Here is a 15,436-nt window from a genome sequence, read left to right on the forward strand (position 1 = left end):
AGATTCCACTACTTCAAGTAATCGAAGATGTGTACTATCCTATCTTAAATTTCCATCTAGGGGCTTTTAATTAGAGAGACAAAAAACCCACTATTTCAAGTTTCACTTTATTGTTACACACTAAGTGTCCTCTTATTATTCGGGATACTTTCCGCTGTTATTGATTAGCTCTCTCTTCTACAGATTTGGAAGACAAAACGAGTTAATGCATGATAATTCATAACTATATTACTTTGGTTCCTTCATTTACTGTTCTAACCTGCAATTGAACATTATCAACAAAAAACTCAATTGTTCTTCCTTTATTACCTCCGACGTCTTCAGCAATTAATGGTATGCTTCTCTTCTTTAACTCGTCTTTTACACTTTCCACATTTCTTGGTCCAATTCTCATTAAATCATTCTTACCGGAAAATTGGAACATTTGTGCACCGCCTGCAATTTTTGCCTTTATCCGTCTTGCTTGAGCGCCCTCATACAGTAGCTTTTTCATTAACTCATCGATACCAGTGTCGGCAAATTTTGCCCTATTTATGTTTTCTCCCTTCGCGAAACTCGAATGAGGTAGCATTATGTGCACCATCCCCGCAATTTTCGCAAATTCGTCATATAAAACAATACCAACACAAGAGCCCAATCCGGAAGTACGAATCGATTGACCAGCGTGAACTACATTCAAGTCAGATATCCCGACCTTTATGACAGTCATCAATGATTCACTCATTCACCTTAACTCCTAACGACTCAAAAATAGCCTTGAAACTAGCAGGATCAGGAAGTAAAAAAAACTGACCTTTTACACTGTCCGAATCCTGCAACTCCTCTTCTTTAAGAGTGGTGTCAATTACTATCGCATAATCACTCATTTGTGATAGTTCTAAAAGCCCAAAACCAATAATTGCACCTGCCATGTCTATTGACAAGGCAGGGACGGACGGAGAAAGATTTAGCGATGTGAAATCCGAAAGTGCTGTTAAATAAGAGCCGGACAAAATATTACCTAATTCCTGCAAGGCGGATAACCCCAGTTCAGAATATGGAGGTTTCTCAAATGAAATAGAGTCATCTTCAAGCATAACTTTCGAAAACTTTGCCGCTTGTTCTAATGGTAATAAGAAAAACATACTTCCAGGTGCCTCGCCCTCAATTCGTAAAAATATGCTCACGACAACATTTTCCGCCCCACCTGCCATTCCCATGACCTCATCAAAAGATACTACTTTTACATTCGGAACTTTCATATCAATCTTTTTTTTCAGAAGAGTAGAAAGAGCTGTCGCTGCATTACCTGCACCAATATTTCCAACTTCTCTTAATACATCTAAATGTGTACTTGTTATTTTTTCTTCAAATCCCATTTCGCACAACCCTATAAAGCATGGAGGATTTTATCTAAATGGAGTAAAATGAGAAGACGCTTCTCATGTTTAATAACACCGCCGATATATTCCGCTTCAATTACACCAACTACTTCTGGTGTCGGCTCAATTGCATTTGTTGGTACGTCTAGAACATCATTCGCTGCATCTACGATAAGACCTACTTCTTTATCATCTAGTCCTACTATAATAATTCTTGTACTTTCCGTAGACTCTGAATCAGCGAGACCGAAGCGACTCCGTAAATCAATGATAGGTGTCACTATTCCTCTAAGATTCAGAACTCCTTTTACAAACCCTGGAGTTTTAGGTACCCTTGTGATATGTTCCATTTTTTCGATTGAACTAACTTGATGAACAGGTAATGCATACTCCTTATCAACTAATTGAAAAACAATTAACTTCAAATTGTCAGTATCGGTAGTAACTAAACTCATCTTTGTCCCCCCTTAGTTATTTAATTAACGCGTTACAGTCAACAATTAAAGCAACTTGACCGTTCCCAAGAATTGTAGCACCAGAAATGGCAAATACATCCGCTAAATAATCACCTAGTGATTTTAATACAACCTCTTGTTGACCTATAAAGGAATCGACAACTAATCCTGCCATTTTATCCCCTTTTCTAACGATGATGATAGAGAAAAACTCTTCTTCTTGCTTCTCGTTTGGAACTTCGAACACATCTTCAAGGAACACAAGCGGTACTACTTTTCCTCTAAAATCAATAACTCTTTGATTATGCGCATTCATAATATCTTCTTTTTTAACAATCGCCGTTTCAATAATAGAAGATAATGGAATAGCATATTTTTCTTTTTCGACCTCCACTAGCATAACGGAAATAATCGATAAAGTTAATGGAAGTTGTACAGAGAATAAGGAACCTTTTCCTTCTTCCGAATCAATTGTAATAGAACCTCCTAGTGATTCTATTGTTGATTTAACAACGTCAAGCCCTACTCCACGACCAGAAATATCGGAGATTTGGTCTGCTGTAGAAAAACCAGATGCCATAATCAATTCAAATACTTGTCTATCCGATAAAGTTTCTGCAACTTCTTCTGATACCACACCTTTAGAAATGGCCTTTTTCAGTACTTTTTCTCTACTTATTCCGGCACCATCATCTTCAATTTCAATAAAAACATGATTACCACTATGATATGCTTTCAGTTTAACTGTACCTTGTTCTGGTTTCCCATTTGCAATACGTGTTTCTGGTGTTTCAATTCCATGATCAAGTGCATTTCGAATAAGATGTACTAATGGATCACCAATTTCATCAATGACAGTACGATCTAGTTCCGTTTCAGCGCCGATGACTTCAAGCTCAATTTTTTTATTCAAATCTCTCGCAAGTTGTCTTACCATCCTCGGAAAACGATTAAATACCGTTTCAACCGGAACCATGCGCATATTAAGAATAATATTTTGCAAGTCACCAGAAATTCTGGACATTCTTTCTACCGTTTCATTTAATTCAGGATTATTTAGATCTTTGGATATCTGCTCAAGCCTTCCTCTATCAATGACAAGCTCTTCAAATAAGTTCATTAGGATATCCAGTCTTTCAATATTCACACGAATTGTTTTATTAGAAACGCTAGCTTGTTTAGTTTGAGAAGAAGGATGTTTTTCATTTGAAGAAGTACTCGCTTTTGTCTCTTTTTTTGTGTCTGCGTTTTGGTTAACCTCTTCTGTTTTTTCACCTTCCACTTTACTTGCCGAAGAATTAAATGTTACGTCAGAAACATCTACCTTTTCAATTTCTGAAACTTTTAACACCTTTTGCTTAATAGCATCGCTAGCTTCTTTTGTAATTATAGTAACAGAGAATTCTTGATCAAAATTCTCATCTTCTAACTGCTCGACCGCTGGGACAGATTTAACCACTTCTCCTAATTTCTCAAGAACCTCAAACACCATGTATACTCTAGCAGCCTTTAAGAGGCAATCATCACGTAAAGAAATAATCAATTGATAGCATTCGAACCCCTGTTCTCTCGATTGCTCGATGACAGTTTGCTCAAAAGCTTCGAAGGTATACCCTGCTGTTTCACTTTCCGTGATGGCAGTTGATGCTACTTCCGCACTTGCTTTTATTGTATCCAGGCTTTCACCGTTCTCAATAGATTGCAAGAGTTTGACGATTTCTGAGACATCACGCTTTCCGTCTCCCCCACTCGCGATAGATTCTACCATCGCTTCAAGATCGTCAACAGAGGAGAAAAGTACATCAACGATTTCCGGTGTTACAACAATTTTTTGATTCCGAATTCCATCTAAAACATTTTCCATTTTATGCGTAAGGTTTGCCAAATCTTCGTATCCCATCGTAGCGGACATCCCTTTTAACGTATGAGCAGAACGAAAGATTTCGTTAATGATGGATAAATCTTCAGGGTTTTTCTCTAATTCTAATAGTTGTTGATTACATGACTGTAAATGCTCTTTGCTTTCGTCGATAAAAACCTCTAGATATTGATTCGTTTCCATATGGTTCACGCCTCTCTACACCATAAATTTCATAATTGAATGGGCTATATTCTCTACATTTTCTACATCATCTATTAGATTTGTAGCAATAGCTGCTTTGGGCATTCCAAAAACGATGCATGAGTCTTTTGACTCAGCAATCGCTTGAGTATTACCATCCTTCTTTAATTTTACCAGACCTTTAGACCCATCTGCACCCATTCCGGTCATAATTACTGCAATTTTATCAAAATCTTTTAATATGCTAATAGATTCAAAGAGTACATCAACGGAAGGTCTATGTCCTTTTCTAGGTGCTTCTTCTTGGTCTAGCTGTACAACAAGATTATTTCTTTCATTTTTAATTTTTAAATGAAAGCCGCCGGGTGCTATGTAAGCTGTTCCCCTTTTTAAGATTTCCCCATTCTCTGCTTCTTTGACTTCAATAGCAGAAAGAGCATTCAGCCTTACTGCTAAAGATTTTGTAAAACCAGGTGGCATATGTTGTACGACTAGAATAGGTGCTTTAATAGACGCAGGCAGTTTTGTTAAAACGTGCTGAAGAGCCCTTGGACCACCAGTAGAAGATCCTATACAGATAATTTTCTCTTTACTTTTACTCCATACCTTTGAAGTATGTAATTGGTTGAAATGTGACTCTTTTGGCTTCCTATTTAATGGGCTTTCTACCAGCGTCTGCTTAGTTTGTCTTGATGCTAAACGCGAAACCTGGACACCACTTGCGGCAACAACCTTTTCTATAATTTGATCTTTGATTTTATGAAGATCAAGTGAAATAGTACCAGATGGTTTCGGAATAAAATCGACTGCACCTAACTCCATTGCTGTTAATGTATTCTCCGCCCCCATCTCAGTTGTAGACGAAAGCATCACGACAGGGAGTGGACAATCAGCCATTATTAGCTTAAGTGCTTCTATCCCATTCATTTCTGGCATTTCCACATCCAATGTAATAACATCTGGCTTTAATGATTTGATTTTAGCTAATGCGTCTTGACCATTTCTAGCAGTTCCAACCACTACAAGCTGATCGGAACTTGCTAAAAAGTCTGAAATCAATTTTCGCATAAAAGCGGAATCATCTACAATTAATACTCTTTTTTTCAATGGGCCCTACCTCCCAAAAAACAAATTCCTCAATTGTTTTATAAATGGTTCTTTTTCGTTTTTTTCTGAACCCTTCATTTTTCCTGTTATAAGTTTTTCAGCAATACTCTGTAACGAAAGAGAAACAGGCGATTTTGGATACCCTATAACAAATGGGCATTGCTGACTTACAGATTTCTTAACAGTTGGATCCTCAGGAAGAAAACCTAGTGAGGCAATATCCTTATTTAAAAACTTAATTGTTGTAGTTCTAAGTCTATTAATCGTTTCCATTCCTTCTTTCTTGCTTTCCGCTCGATTACATACAAGAAAAAAGTTTTTATTTTCATTTCTTTTATGGATATATTTTATCATCGAATAGGCATCAGTTAATGATGTTGGTTCTGGTGTCGTTACCACAAGAATTTTATCCATTATCATTAAAAATTCAAGTGTCTGCTGTGTTGCACCTGCTCCCATATCGAAAACAATATAGTCATACTCCATCATTAAATAATCCATAGCAGTTAAAAAGCGCTCAATTTTTTCTTGCTGCCAATCAATAATATCCTGAAGTCCATTTCCACCACTTATATAGGATATCCCATGGACATCTTTCGCAATTATCTCATCTATATTTATATCGGGTGACTCTAAATAATCCATGATTGAATATTCTGCGTGACTACCAAGCAAAATGTGAATATTCCCCATTCCTATATCTAGATCAAATAAAAGAACTTTTGCATTTTCTTTTCCTATTAATATAGAAAGATTAGTAGAAAAATTTGATTTTCCAACTCCACCCTTCCCGCTGACGACCGCTATTGATTTAGCGGGAGAATTGGTTGACTGAAGCATTTTCAAACGCAACTGATATGCTTGATCTTTCATTTTCTGTACCCTTCGAAAAGTAAATCTACAATTCTTTCCTTTTCCATTTCTTCAATATCCTCTGGTACACTTTGCCCTGTCGTCACATAGGCAGTACCTATTTTGTGATCTACCATTAGATTAATCATCGTACCATAACTCGACGTCTCATCAAGCTTAGTAAAAATAAACTTATTAATGTCAATAGTTGAAAACTGATGAATAATTTCTTTTAAATCATTCTCTTTACTCGTTAAGGACAAAACCAAGTAAGTTTCCATTTCTTCATTAAAATCAATTATTTTTTGTAGGTCTTCTACATACTTCTTTTCACGAAAATTTCTTCCAGCAGTATCAATAAATATAAGGTCAAAGTCGTTGAACTTCTCAATCGCTTTTTTAAAGTCTTCTACTTTATAAACTACTTCAACCGGAACATTCAGTAACTGTGCGTATGTCTTTAATTGCTCAATCGCTGCGATGCGGTATGTGTCCGTTGTGATAAAAGCGATTTTTTTCCTTTTTTCAATAACAGCTTCAGCTGCCATTTTCGCTAATGTTGTTGTTTTTCCTACACCTGTAGGACCGATAACATTAATATATTTCTTTTGATAAGTCACTCCACCGCTTGGAACGTCCGAAAGTTTATCGTGTAAAAATTGCTTCGTTAAGGCAAGTATACTATTCTCCGCTGAAGTACCCTGCGTACTTTTCTTTTCTCTATTCGCTGTAAGATATTCCGCCACTTTGAATACTAGGCTTTCCTCAAGGTCATGCTGCTGTAGGTAGGTTAATACTTCTTTAACCTCTTCAGGGTAATGGTCGTATTGACTTTTAGAAGTAAGGGTTTGAATCATTTGTTTTAATTCTTTTAATTCCTTTTCTACTCCATCACTTCTTTTAGGAAGGGTATCAACTTTCTTTTTCTCAACTATAGGCTTATCCTGAATAGACTTTTGGGTTAAAGCCGCTTTACGCTCTTTCTTTTCTTTTACGACTTGAGGATCAATCGCTGCAATTACTTCTAGGTTTTTCTTTTTAAACAACCCTAAAAAACCACGTGTGTAGATTACTTTTGAATTAAGAATTACCGCATCTTCTCCAAGCTCTTTCCGGACCTTTTGCATTGCTTCGGCCATCGATGAAGCTAGATATTTTTTTACCTTCACTCAACATTCACCACCCCTAAGCTTTGTACTTCAATATTAGATTCTAATTCGTTATAGGATAAAATTGGAACCTGCGGGAAATATCTTTCTGTTAATTGTCTAATATACATTCTTACAGCAGGGGAACATAAAATAACTGCTGACTCCTCCATTAGTGATAATTGCTCAATATGAGAAGCGATTGCCTCTAGTAACTTCTGAGAATCATTTGGATCAAGTGCTAAAAAATTTCCATGTTCGGTTTGCTGAATTGCATCTGCTACCATTTTTTCTACCCTGCCAGAAAGTGTAAGAACTTTTAGGGAACTTCCTTCTTGCACATGTTGATTCGTAATTTGTCGAGCAAGTGATTGACGAACATATTCTGCCAATAACTCTGTATCCGAACTCATTTTTGCAAAATCTGCAAGCGTTTCAAAAATAATTGGTAGATTACGGATAGATATATTTTCTTTTAATAATTTTGCTAACACTTTTTGAACTTCTCCAACAGATAGAGGGTTTGGTGTTACCTCTTCCACTAATATTGGGTACGTTTCCTGTATATGGTCAATAAGCTGTTTCGTTTCCTGCCTTCCTAATAGTTCATGTGCATTATTTTTAATAATTTCCGTAATATGTGTTGACACAACAGATGGTGGATCCACTACAGTATAGCCAAATATTTCAGCTTGCTCTTTCATATCTTCGCCAATCCATTTTGCTGGTAAACCAAAAGATGGCTCGATTGTATCGATTCCTTCAATAGACTCATCCTCGACACCAGGACTCATCGCTAAATAGTGATCTAATAATAACTCTCCTCTTGCCATTTCATTCCCTTTAATTTTTAGGCGATATTCATTAGGCTGTAATTGAATATTATCTCTAATTCGGACAACAGGAATAACTAAACCAAGTTCAATGGCAAGTTGTCTTCTAATCATGACAATCCTATCTAATAAATCTCCACCTTGATTGGCATCAGCAAGTGGAATAAGCCCATATCCAAATTCAAATTCAATCGGATCAACGTTAAGTAAATTGACAACACTTTCAGGACTTTTCATTTCGTCCGTTTCTTGTTCTTCCTCTAGTTCCATCAAATCTTCTCCGCCCGCTTTAGGAGTCCGAGCTAGCATAAATCCGCCAACTCCTAATGCAGCAGCGATTGGAATAGTTAATATATCATTAATAGGTGTTGCAATCCCTAGCATGAAGATTGTAAAAGCTGCTACATACAGCATGGCAGGATAAGCAAATAACTGTTTCATAATATCCTGTCCAAGATTTCCTTCCGAGGCTGCTCGTGTAACAACAATACCTGTTGCTGTCGATATTAATAATGCAGGAATTTGACTGACGATCCCATCTCCGACTGTAAGAAGGGAGTATTTCGTCGCCGCTTCTCCTATAGGTAGACCGTTTTGCATCATTCCAATAATGATACCGAAAATCAAGTTAATGATAACAATGATTATCCCAGCAATAGCATCCCCTTTTACGAATTTAGATGCACCATCCATCGCTCCGTAAAAGTCCGCTTCTTTACCTACCTTTTCCCTGCGTTCCCTAGCATCATGTTCAGAAATCATACCTGCATTTAAATCTGCATCAATACTCATTTGCTTTCCTGGCATTGCATCTAGTGTAAAGCGGGCAGCAACTTCTGAAACACGTTCTGACCCTTTCGTTATAACAACGAACTGAATAACAATAAGAATCGCAAAGACAACTAAACCTACGAGAACATTCCCGCCGACAACAAATGTCCCAAATGTCTCGACGACACCCCCCGCTTCACCATTACTAAGAATCGATCTTGTTGTGGACACATTCAATCCCAATCGAAATAAGGTTAATAATAATAGTAAAGAAGGAAATATGGAGAATTGCAATGGTTCATTCATATTCATTGACGTTAGGAGTACTAGTAGTGCTAGAGAAATATTAATTATAATTAGTACACTTAATAACCATGGTGGAAACGGGATAACCAGCATGGCTACAATCAGTATGACACTGGCTAGTACAGATATATCTCTTGCTGACATTCACTTTCTCTCCTAACTAATATTACAATTTATTTTTCATCCTATAAACATAAGCAAGAATTTCAGCGACAGCTTTAAAGAACTCCTCAGGAACACTGTCACCAATCTCAGCACTATCATAAAGAGAACGTGCAAGCGGACGATTCTCGACCATTATGACATCATTCTCTTTCGCGATATATTTAATCTTTTGAGCGACGTAGTCTACACCTTTAGCAACTACATATGGAGCATCCATTTTATTTTCATCATATTTTAAAGCAATAGCAAAGTGAGTAGGGTTGGTGATGACGACATCCGCTTGTGGAACTTCTTGCATCATTCTTCGCATCGCCATCTCTCTTTGTCGCTGTTTAATTTTCGATTTAATTAATGGATCTCCTTCCATGTTCTTATGCTCATCTTTTAAATCTTGCTTTGACATACGGATGTTTTTTTCAAAGTCATATTTTTGGTACAAATAATCCAAGATTGATAGAAACAACAACGCTAAAGAAGCTGCTATTCCCATCTGCACGGCTAAACTTGCCATTGTTGTTAATGAATCACTGGCAGACTTAAAACTTAAACTGAGAACCTCATCAATTCTCCAGTATAAAATGACAAATGTAATTCCACCAATAAATGATATTTTCAAAATCGATTTCAGTAATTCTACAATAGCTCTCATCGAAAAAATTCTCTTAAACCCTTTTATTGGGTCAATCTTTTCCAATTTAGGCTGAAGAGGCTCGGTTGTAAACATTGCACCAACTTGAACATAGTTGGAGAAAACTCCTGCAACTAATGCAACAAGCATTATTGGACCTAATAAAAGTGCCAATTCCTTCATTAAATCTAACGTAATGACTTGAACAGTATTTTCAGTCAAATCCATCAACATATACTGTTCAAATGTATGATGAAATAAATTAAAAACAATATTCCCCACATAAGATGCACTAAAGGTTAAAAATAAAAATACCGCAAGCAAAATGACTGCAGTGTTAACGTCTTGGCTTTTTGCTGTTTGCCCTTTCTTTTTTGCATCCTGTCGTTTTTTGGGTGTGGCTTTTTCTGTTTTTTCCCCACTAAAATACTGTAAATCAAGAGATAACCAATTCACCTTACGTGCCTCCAATAATTTTCATTAAATCCCTCATTGAAAGCAGCATCGTTTGAAAAATCTGCTGCATAACAGCCATCATAATAGCCATTACAATAAATAAAACGATAAAAGAAACTGCAATTTTTATAGGGAATCCTACAACGAAAATATTTAGTTGAGGGACCGTTCTTGCAACAATCCCCAATGCCACATCAACTAGAAACAATGTTGCGACAACAGGAATCGACATTTGAAAAGCGATAATAAACACGGAATTAAATGTTTTAATTATATACTCAGCTAAATTACTATCACCAAATGGTATCCAAGCTTGATCAATAGGGATAAATTGATAACTATAAAAAATGCCATCTAAAATAAGGTGATGTCCATCAAGTGCTAACAATAATAATAATGCAAATGTATATAAATACTGCCCCATTAAAGGGCTTTGTGTCCCTGTTTGCGGGTCGATCACGTTTGCAATGGCAAACCCCATTTGGAAATCAATGAAGCCACCGGCAATTTGAATAGCGGATATAATCATATAAGCAACAAAGCCAATTAACAAACCAATCATTGCTTCTTTCATAATCAACATAAAGTATGCCCAATCAATTTCAAAAGCTGGTGATTCTATCGTATAATACATCAGCCATGACAGAATAAGAGCAAATCCTATGCGATGCCTTGAAGGAATTGTTCGATAAGAAAATAGTGGCATCGTCACAAAAAAGGACGACACTCTAACAAAAATTAATAAGAATACCGATAAATTAGGGATAAGCTCTTCCATACTCTTACCCTACAAACCTAGTAAGATCAGAGAAGATTTGTGAAGAATAAGTTATAAGCTTTGATAACATCCAGGGACCAAAGAAGACAATTCCAATAAGAACGGCAACTATCTTTGGAATAAATGCCAGTGTTTGTTCTTGGATTTGTGTGGTAGCCTGAAATATACTTACTAAAAGTCCGACAATCAAAGCCAATAGTAAGAGCGGACCTGATATGACTAGTGTAATATAAATTCCGCGCTCTGCTAGTGCGATTACTGCTTCTGCATTCATGAACTCACCTACTTAAAAGCTTTGTAATAAGGATTTAATAACGAGATACCAACCATCTACTAACACAAATAGGAGAATCTTAAATGGTAAAGAAATCATTACTGGTGGCAACATCATCATTCCCATTGACATTAAAACACTAGCTACAACCATATCAATTACTAAAAAAGGAATAAAAATCATAAATCCGATTTGGAAAGCTGTCTTAATTTCACTTAGAGCAAAAGCGGGAACAAGTGCTGTTAATGGTATATCCTTAATTGATTCTGGTCTCTCTGCACCTGAATAATTTAAAAAAAGTTCTAAATCTTTTTGCCTCGTATGCTGACTCATAAAATCCTTAAATGGTACAGCTGCATTTTCGTAGGCTTCTTCTAAATTAATCTCTTCATTGAACAAAGGTGTCAATGCTTTATCATTCACCTCTTGAAAGGTCGGAGCCATAATAAAAAATGTCATAAATAATGATAATCCAATTAAAACTTGATTCGGCGGCATTTGTTGTGTAGCAAGTGACGTTCTCACAAACGAAAGAACAATCATTATCCTTGTAAACGAAGTCATTAATATCAAAATGCTAGGAGCTAGGGAGAGTACGGTAAATAGTAATAGCAATTTTACACTTGTTGATACATTTTCAGCAGAACTGCCATTAAAAAACTCCATAAACTCATTCATGATGATTGTTCTCCTTATTCTTTAAATCTTCAAGCAGCTTCTTTCTACCCTTCCGTACTTCATCTAATTGATTTTTTAGAACGGACTGAAAAGGTTCAGCCTCATTTGGCGAGCTACTTTTACCACTATTTCCTTTTGGGAACCAATTTGAAATGAACTCTTTTGCTCCTGCCATTTGTGTAGAATCGTTAGAAAAATAATGAAGCATTTCTTCTTTTTCTTGTTCATCCTCTATCTCTTTCAATAATTGAATATCTTCTCCTACACCGAGAATTAATAATTTATTTCCAACCTTAACTAGCTGCACCGACCGATTTCCGCCAAGCGGTGTTCCACCTAAATTATGAAATATTTTCGTCTGATTATAAGAACGACTTCTTTTATTAATAAATTTCAAAAGAAAATAAATAAGTGCCACTACAAATAAAAGAGCAAATACCATTTTCACATAATCCATAAAGGTCACAGACGTTGTCACGGAAGAGGCATCAATATCAGTATTAGTATCTTCTTCTACTTCTTTTTGCACGCCCTCTTGTTTTTCTTCATCGTCACACTTGTCCGGTTGTTCTAGACAATTCTTCACGTTTGGTTTAAATTCCGCCTGTACTGGTATGGATAGCGTACAAGTTAGAATGGAAAATATAACCACAACAGATAGAATAAAAGGTAACTTTTTTCTCAAATATTACACCTTCTTATTTAGGAGGTTTTTTCAAAAAAACCAAGAAAACAACTATTAAGTCTCTCGGTCAATGTTAGTCTACGTTATTCCGTATAGAAAGTCTATCATCAAAAAAAGGAAAAAATTTTTGTGTGGAGAAATCATACTCGCATAATCTAGTGATTGTTTTTTCTTATTCCTTTTAACTTTTTGATTAACTTCATCCACGATGTCTAACATGACCTTTAAGTAAAACTTCCGTCCGATAATACCGGACGGATAATGTTAGTCAGTTTTTTTGTTGTGATTTACTATCTAATTCCTTAACTTAATGCTTTTTGGATAGCTTCAATTACGCGATCTGCTTGAAATGGTTTAACAATAAAATCTTTTGCTCCAGCCTGAATAGCATCGATAACCATCGCTTGCTGTCCCATTGCAGAACACATAATTATTCTTGCACTTGCATCGAATTCTTTAATTTCTTTTAATGCTGCAATCCCATCTTTTTCAGGCATTGTAATATCTAATGTTACAAGATCTGGCGATAATTCTTTATATTTTTCCACTGCTTGTGCACCATCAGCTGCTTCTCCAACTACTTCAAAACCGTTTTTTGTTAAAATATCTTTGATCATCATACGCATAAAAGCCGCATCGTCTACAACTAAAATCTTATTTGCCATGAAAGTTCCCTCCGTTACATTTATTTAAGTCTCTTTAATCGATCTGTGGGGCTAGCAATATCGGTAACTCTCACACCGAAATTCTCATCAATTACTACTACCTCACCTTTTGCTATTAACCTGCTATTAACAAGGATATCTACTGGTTCACCAGCTAGCTTATCTAGTTCAATAATGGACCCTTTAGAAAGTTCTAGAATATCTTTTACAGAACGTTTTGTCCTACCTAGTTCCACTGTCACCTGGAGTGGAATATCAAGAAGCATATCAAGATTTTTTGCCTCTTGGTTTGATAACGATTGTTGTTCAAAATTAGTGAAAGACGCTGGTTCCACATTGACCGGTTGCTGTGAATAACTTCCTTGTCCACCAATATGCTGTGGCGTAACAGCTTCTTGTTTTGTAACCGTCGTCGTTGCACTTCGTGATGGGTGGCTTGTTGGTTGACTTATTTGTTCTTGTGCATAACTAGGTGTTTCCTGCTGTACCGGTTCGGTAGTTTGAGTAACTTCAGCAGATTCACCCTCGCCACCATTCATAAGATCATGAACCAAACTTTTCGCAAATGATAGGGGTAATAACTGCATGATATTAGAGTCTATTAATTCACCAATTTTTAATGAAAACTGCGCTTTCACTAGCAAGTCCTTATTAGGAATGTTTTGCTCCCCTTCTCCTTCAGGAATATACATTAAGTCAATACTAGGCGGCGAAATATCTACTTTCTTACTAAAAACAGTAGACATTGATGTAGCAGCAGATCCCATCATTTGATTCATTGCTTCTTGAACCGCACTTAACTGAATCTCTCCAAGGTCTTCTGATGGGCTTAATCCATCGCCACCAAGCATTAAATCAGCAATAATACTCGCATCCGACTGTTTAATCACCAGCATATTCGTACCAGAGAAACCTTCTGTATATTTGACTTGAATTGCAACATAAGGATGAGGAAACTCGTTCTCAAGATTATCACGGTCAATGATCGATACTTTAGGAGTAGTAATTTCTACTTTTTGATTCAACAACGTAGATAATGCAGTAGCAGAACTCCCAAAAGAAATATTTCCAATCTCCCCTAGTGCATCCTGTTCGATTACACTCAAATAATCTTCTGTTACTATTTCATCCGTACTATTGCTCTCTTCTTCACTATCTTGATCTGCACTACCTCTAAGAAGTGCATCTATTTCATCTTGTGATAACATATCATCACTCATCATCATCATTTCCCCCCTTCAAGGAATCTAAAATTTGAACGGCTACTTTTTTATTTGATTTTCCTGGTTGTGCCGTAAATTTAGGAACCTCCCCGATTCTAACAGTTAGCGGGTCATCGATTCTGGTATTTAATTGGATTACGTCTCCTATACCTACCGCTAAAAACTCCTCAATAGAAATGTCTGATTTTCCTAATTCAGCAACGATAGGTACGGAAGCTTTTTTCACCCGCTCTTTAAGACTTTCTACTTCTTGAGGGTTAACTTCTGAACGTTTTGTTTCCATCCAATAACTAACTGACAGGTTTGGAATGACCGGTTCAAGCACTACGTGTGGTATACATATATTAATCATTCCACTTGTTTCTCCTATTGTTGTATTTAAGGAAATAACAACAACTGTTTCATTTGGAGAAACCATTTGAAGAAATTGAGGATTAACTTCTAATTCGGACAATAATGGGTCTATATCTGCTACATTACTCCATGCCTCTCGTATATTTTCAAAGGCTTTCTCGAATAGATTAGACATTATTTTACTTTCAATTTCAGTCAAATTTTCTACATTATTATGGCTACTACCTTTTCCACCCATCACTCTATCCATCATGGAGTAAGCAATATTAGGATTAACCTCCATGATTATCCTGCCATCAAGTGGTGGAACTTCAAACACATTTAAAATCGTCATTTTTGGAATAGAACGAATAAATTCCTCATAAGGTATTTGATCAGCAGAAGCAACGGAAATTTGCACATATGTTCGGAGCTGGGCTGAAAAATACGTTGTTAGTATTCGTGCAAAGTTTTCATGAATTCTTGTTAAACTTCTGATCTGATCTTTAGAAAATCGCAGTGCTCTTTTAAAATCATATACCTTGACCTTTTTTTCTTCTTCTTCTTTTTTTAATTCATCAGCACTCATTTCGCCAGTAGAAAGTGCCGATAGTAAAGCATCTATTTCGTTTTGTGATAATACATCTGCCACTTTT

General features: G+C 36.3%; 16 protein-coding genes. All 16 read right to left on the minus strand.

The genetic code is table 11. The features are described from left to right. Positions 1 to 223: 223 nt before the first annotated feature. Positions 224 to 724: a chemotaxis protein CheD gene (locus ACFSUL_RS18885; protein WP_377937453.1), complete on the minus strand. Its 501-nt coding sequence runs from the start codon at positions 722 to 724 to the stop codon at positions 224 to 226. Next, positions 717 to 1,358, minus strand: a complete 642-nt coding sequence (locus tag ACFSUL_RS18890; RefSeq protein WP_377937455.1) for a chemotaxis protein CheC — start codon at positions 1,356 to 1,358, stop codon at positions 717 to 719. Before ACFSUL_RS18890 ends, ACFSUL_RS18885 begins: the two co-directional genes overlap by 8 nt. A gap of 11 nt (positions 1,359 to 1,369) precedes the next feature. Then, entirely contained in the window at positions 1,370 to 1,816 is a 447-nt protein-coding gene (locus ACFSUL_RS18895) for a chemotaxis protein CheW (RefSeq protein ID WP_377937457.1), read from the minus strand. A 16-nt stretch (positions 1,817 to 1,832) separates the two neighbouring features. Further along, positions 1,833 to 3,878, minus strand: coding sequence for a chemotaxis protein CheW (locus ACFSUL_RS18900; RefSeq protein WP_377937459.1), 2,046 nt, complete (start codon positions 3,876 to 3,878; stop codon positions 1,833 to 1,835). Positions 3,879 to 3,893: 15 nt separating this feature from the next. Further along, positions 3,894 to 4,946, minus strand: a complete 1,053-nt coding sequence (locus ACFSUL_RS18905; protein WP_377937778.1) for a protein-glutamate methylesterase/protein-glutamine glutaminase — start codon at positions 4,944 to 4,946, stop codon at positions 3,894 to 3,896. A 45-nt stretch (positions 4,947 to 4,991) separates the two neighbouring features. Beyond that, the gene (locus ACFSUL_RS18910) at positions 4,992 to 5,858 is read right to left on the minus strand and encodes a MinD/ParA family protein (protein WP_377937461.1); all 867 of its coding nucleotides are present in this window, start codon (positions 5,856 to 5,858) and stop codon (positions 4,992 to 4,994) included. Beyond that, positions 5,855 to 7,006: a flagellar biosynthesis protein FlhF gene (gene flhF, locus ACFSUL_RS18915; RefSeq protein ID WP_377937463.1), complete on the minus strand. Its 1,152-nt coding sequence runs from the start codon at positions 7,004 to 7,006 to the stop codon at positions 5,855 to 5,857. Before flhF ends, ACFSUL_RS18910 begins: the two co-directional genes overlap by 4 nt. Further along, complete coding sequence (flhA, locus tag ACFSUL_RS18920) at positions 7,003 to 9,039, minus strand: flagellar biosynthesis protein FlhA (RefSeq protein WP_377937465.1); 2,037 nt, start codon at positions 9,037 to 9,039, stop codon at positions 7,003 to 7,005. The genes flhF and flhA overlap by 4 nt, the downstream gene beginning before the upstream one ends. A gap of 22 nt (positions 9,040 to 9,061) precedes the next feature. Continuing rightward, the gene (gene flhB / locus ACFSUL_RS18925) at positions 9,062 to 10,144 is read right to left on the minus strand and encodes a flagellar biosynthesis protein FlhB (protein WP_377937467.1); all 1,083 of its coding nucleotides are present in this window, start codon (positions 10,142 to 10,144) and stop codon (positions 9,062 to 9,064) included. A gap of 1 nt (position 10,145) precedes the next feature. Then, positions 10,146 to 10,922: a flagellar biosynthetic protein FliR gene (gene fliR, locus ACFSUL_RS18930; protein WP_377937469.1), complete on the minus strand. Its 777-nt coding sequence runs from the start codon at positions 10,920 to 10,922 to the stop codon at positions 10,146 to 10,148. A 4-nt stretch (positions 10,923 to 10,926) separates the two neighbouring features. Beyond that, positions 10,927 to 11,196 (minus strand): flagellar biosynthesis protein FliQ, encoded by a 270-nt coding sequence (gene fliQ, locus ACFSUL_RS18935; RefSeq protein WP_071412812.1) that lies wholly within the window; start codon positions 11,194 to 11,196, stop codon positions 10,927 to 10,929. 12 nt (positions 11,197 to 11,208) lie between these two features. Continuing rightward, complete coding sequence (gene fliP, locus ACFSUL_RS18940) at positions 11,209 to 11,874, minus strand: flagellar type III secretion system pore protein FliP (RefSeq protein WP_377937472.1); 666 nt, start codon at positions 11,872 to 11,874, stop codon at positions 11,209 to 11,211. Then, positions 11,867 to 12,559, minus strand: coding sequence for a flagellar biosynthetic protein FliO (locus ACFSUL_RS18945; protein ID WP_377937474.1), 693 nt, complete (start codon positions 12,557 to 12,559; stop codon positions 11,867 to 11,869). The genes fliP and ACFSUL_RS18945 overlap by 8 nt, the downstream gene beginning before the upstream one ends. A 302-nt stretch (positions 12,560 to 12,861) precedes the next feature. Then, positions 12,862 to 13,224: a response regulator gene (locus ACFSUL_RS18950; protein WP_071412815.1), complete on the minus strand. Its 363-nt coding sequence runs from the start codon at positions 13,222 to 13,224 to the stop codon at positions 12,862 to 12,864. Positions 13,225 to 13,244: 20 nt separating this feature from the next. Continuing rightward, positions 13,245 to 14,447 carry a flagellar motor switch phosphatase FliY gene (gene fliY / locus ACFSUL_RS18955; protein WP_377937780.1) on the minus strand — a complete coding sequence of 401 codons (1,203 nt, stop codon included), beginning with the start codon at positions 14,445 to 14,447 and terminating at the stop codon, positions 13,245 to 13,247. Further along, entirely contained in the window at positions 14,437 to 15,432 is a 996-nt protein-coding gene (gene fliM, locus ACFSUL_RS18960; RefSeq protein WP_377937476.1) for a flagellar motor switch protein FliM, read from the minus strand. The genes fliY and fliM overlap by 11 nt, the downstream gene beginning before the upstream one ends. Between the last annotated feature and the right edge of the window lie 4 nt (positions 15,433 to 15,436).

The sequence above is a fragment of the Bacillus seohaeanensis genome (genome assembly GCF_042684945.1).
Classification (GTDB): Bacteria; Bacillota; Bacilli; order Bacillales; family Bacillaceae_B; genus Rossellomorea; species Rossellomorea seohaeanensis.

Coding starts and splice junctions, on each gene's coding strand:
- ACFSUL_RS18885 (WP_377937453.1), bottom strand. CDS start 724: ATGAGTGAATCATTGATGACTGTCATAAAGGTCGGGATATCTGACTTG.
- ACFSUL_RS18890 (WP_377937455.1), bottom strand. CDS start 1,358: ATGGGATTTGAAGAAAAAATAACAAGTACACATTTAGATGTATTAAGA.
- ACFSUL_RS18895 (WP_377937457.1), bottom strand. CDS start 1,816: ATGAGTTTAGTTACTACCGATACTGACAATTTGAAGTTAATTGTTTTT.
- ACFSUL_RS18900 (WP_377937459.1), bottom strand. CDS start 3,878: ATGGAAACGAATCAATATCTAGAGGTTTTTATCGACGAAAGCAAAGAG.
- ACFSUL_RS18905 (WP_377937778.1), bottom strand. CDS start 4,946: ATGCGAAAATTGATTTCAGACTTTTTAGCAAGTTCCGATCAGCTTGTA.
- ACFSUL_RS18910 (WP_377937461.1), bottom strand. CDS start 5,858: ATGAAAGATCAAGCATATCAGTTGCGTTTGAAAATGCTTCAGTCAACC.
- flhA (WP_377937465.1), bottom strand. CDS start 9,039: ATGTCAGCAAGAGATATATCTGTACTAGCCAGTGTCATACTGATTGTA.
- fliR (WP_377937469.1), bottom strand. CDS start 10,922: ATGGAAGAGCTTATCCCTAATTTATCGGTATTCTTATTAATTTTTGTT.
- fliQ (WP_071412812.1), bottom strand. CDS start 11,196: ATGAATGCAGAAGCAGTAATCGCACTAGCAGAGCGCGGAATTTATATT.
- fliP (WP_377937472.1), bottom strand. CDS start 11,874: ATGAATGAGTTTATGGAGTTTTTTAATGGCAGTTCTGCTGAAAATGTA.
- ACFSUL_RS18950 (WP_071412815.1), bottom strand. CDS start 13,224: ATGGCAAATAAGATTTTAGTTGTAGACGATGCGGCTTTTATGCGTATG.
- fliY (WP_377937780.1), bottom strand. CDS start 14,447: ATGATGAGTGATGATATGTTATCACAAGATGAAATAGATGCACTTCTT.